General features: G+C 59.6%; 3 protein-coding genes and 1 pseudogene. 3 read left to right on the top strand and 1 reads right to left on the bottom strand.

Annotated features, from left to right (window positions below):
• The 3 genes from ENZ75_RS28190 to ENZ75_RS28180 form a co-directional block, all read left to right on the top strand.
• Positions 1 to 242 (top strand): peptidogalycan biosysnthesis protein (locus ENZ75_RS28190; protein ID WP_206617117.1); only part of this gene is annotated, 242 nt, incomplete at its 5' end.
• 86 nt (positions 243 to 328) lie between these two features.
• Positions 329 to 760: an HIT family protein gene (locus ENZ75_RS28185; RefSeq protein ID WP_013531772.1), complete on the top strand. Its 432-nt coding sequence runs from the start codon at positions 329 to 331 to the stop codon at positions 758 to 760.
• A 203-nt stretch (positions 761 to 963) separates the two neighbouring features.
• On the top strand, positions 964 to 1,992 hold the full coding sequence (locus ENZ75_RS28180) for a phosphatase PAP2 family protein (RefSeq protein ID WP_244514298.1): 1,029 nt from the start codon (positions 964 to 966) through the stop codon (positions 1,990 to 1,992).
• A 186-nt stretch (positions 1,993 to 2,178) separates the two neighbouring features.
• Here ENZ75_RS28180 and ENZ75_RS28175 read toward each other — a convergent pair.
• Positions 2,179 to 2,486 (bottom strand): annotated as a pseudogene (locus ENZ75_RS28175) (hypothetical protein); the annotation flags it as partial.
• Positions 2,487 to 2,552 lie beyond the last annotated feature (66 nt).

The raw sequence follows: 2,552 nt of genomic DNA, 5'->3' as shown, positions 1-2,552 counted from the left end.
ATCATCAGGCGATCGACTTCGCCATCGAGCGCAAGCTCAAGGTGGTCGAGGCGGGAGCGCAGGGCGAGCACAAGCTGGCGCGCGGCTACCGGCCGGTGACCATGCATTCCGCGCACTACATTGCGCACCCAGGCCTGCGCAACGCCGTCGCCGACTATCTTCGGCGCGAACGGCAGGAGGTGGAGCGGATGAGCGAATATCTGGAAGAGCATACCCCGTTCCGCAAGGATCTCGAGGAGTAGCCCCGGCTGGCCGGCTGGGGGGCGACGATTATCTTGCCGAATTTCGACGCCTTCGCTACACGAAGGCACAATCCGGAGCGTTCGCCATGACCGAGGCCGCCTACGATACCGACAACATTTTCGCCAAGATCCTGCGCGGCGAAATTCCCTCGCACCGTGTCTACGAGGATGACGCGGTCATCGCCTTCATGGATGTGATGCCGCAGGGGCCCGGCCATACGCTGGTGGTGCCGAAAGCGCCGTCGCGCAACCTTCTCGATGCCGATCCGTCAATTTTCGGCCATCTCTTGAGCGCCGTTCAGAAAGTGGCGCTGGCGGTGAAAAAGGCCTTCGGCGCCGATGGCGTCACCGTCATGCAGTTCAATGAGCCGGCCTCAGGGCAGACCGTCTATCATCTGCATGTGCATGTCATTCCGCGCTTCGACGGCATCCCGCTGAAGCCGCACACGGGCGAGATGGAGAAGCCGGAGATTCTGGTCGGTAACGCCGAAAAGATACGGACTGCACTCAAAAATTGAGAGCGGGAGGTCCGCCAATGATGTGGTGGACCGGGTCGAGAATATCGGACTAACAAGCGCCGTTCAGTCCAGAAGCCGATTCTAATGCCCGGCCGTGCCCAGTGCCGACTCAACCGTTTGCAACTCTAATCGTCTGATTAGGAAATATCGAACCATCTCACGGTAAAATGCTAACGCGTGGCGAGCTGTGGGGCTTCAAAACCATGGAACATTCGGTTGCGGCATCGGCCCCACTGGCGGGGGCAATTGTCGAGCGTGCTTTTCTTGGCATCTTGGCGGATGCCTTTTGGCGACACCGGCTGCTGCACGCTATGGCTGCCGCTGCGCTGCTTCTGGCAAGCGCAGTCGGGTGGCACACTGGAAACATGCCGGATTTCGGCGTTCTGGAGGAATACGCTGAGTATCTTTTCATCGCCTTCTGGATTTGCGGCTCAGCCTTTGCACTTGGGACGCTTCTCCATCTTGCGCTGGTCCAGCGGGATACCGAACCGCTGCACACCTTCCTCAAGTCACTGGGTAGATTCTTTGGCGACGCCGAACGCATTGCCAACAGCCTGAATGGCCTGGGTGCGGGTCTTGCCTTCATATCCGCGATCGGTGTGTTGAAGGGAGCCATTGCAATCCTCTCTCCGTTTGCATGGGACAAGGCATTGGCTCAGGCCGACCGCATCCTGCATTTCGGTCGAGCCCCGCACGAATGGTTGTGGTTTACCGTCCAGTCGCCGCTTGCATTGAAGATCATCAACATCGCTTACAATTTCTGGTTCGTCGTGCTCATTACCGCGGTTTTCACCGTGTGCATCGCACGCAAGGATACGAAGCTGCGTCACCAGTTCCTGATGAGCTTCATGACGGTGTGGACGCTGGGTGGCTTCTTCCTCGCGATGGGCCTGTCGTCGGCTGGCCCTTGCTTTTACGAGCGATTGGGGTTCGGCAACGACTTTCACGCCCTCATGCAAGCACTCGCCACCGCCGATCGCATCTATCCAATCTGGGCGCTCAACACGCAGGATATGCTGTGGGGTGGCTACACCGGCGCAACTACCGGCAGCGTCGGTATATCCGCCTTCCCATCCCTGCACGTTGCGATGGCGGTGCTGTTCGCTCTCTATGCAACGCGGCGGTCTCGGCTGGCCGGTGTTGTGATGTGGTTATTCGCGGCGTCATTATGGTCGGATCCGTCGTGCTTGGCTGGCACTATGCCGTGGATGGCTATGCGGGCGCATCCCTGATGGTCGCGATCTGGAAGGCGTGCGGATATTTGCTGACCCGTTTCGAGTCGGACAGCGCGGCCGCTGAGAGCTCCACCATGCAATCGCCGGCCCTTTGCGGGATGTAAATTCGCCGATCTGGACGAACTCGCCTGCGGCGGCATGCCGGTCAAAACGCCTCAAGGGCGGCGCTGGATGGGTTGGACATTTCCGAAACGCTGTTCGATACGGTCCTTGCCGAAGCTGCTCTGCGAGCGTGTCCGCGCATTGCCCAGGGCTCAGGAGCGACGTGTCGACTTCCAGATCGTACACGCCGGGCCGGTGCACCTCTTCCTGCCACAGGCGCGCCACCGGGCCGCAATCCCATCTCGGGTCGATAGCGCGGCGGCATGGCCTGATCGCAAACGTCGACACCGAGATTGATCCAGACGCCATCGAAGCACTCCTGAACAGCCTTGGCGATGCTTGTTTTTCGATCGCGGCGCACCGTTCAGGATGATGATCTGGCCGATTATGCCTACCCTCGCTCCAATAAAAAAGCCCCGTCTCCGGGGCTTTTTTGACTTTCGTAAGCTCAGTTC

Origin of the sequence: Mesorhizobium sp. M7A.F.Ca.CA.002.04.1.1, from assembly GCF_004022805.1 — a bacterium.
GTDB lineage: Bacteria > Pseudomonadota > Alphaproteobacteria > Rhizobiales > Rhizobiaceae > Mesorhizobium > Mesorhizobium ciceri.
This window is presented reverse-complemented; position numbering and strand designations above follow the sequence as displayed.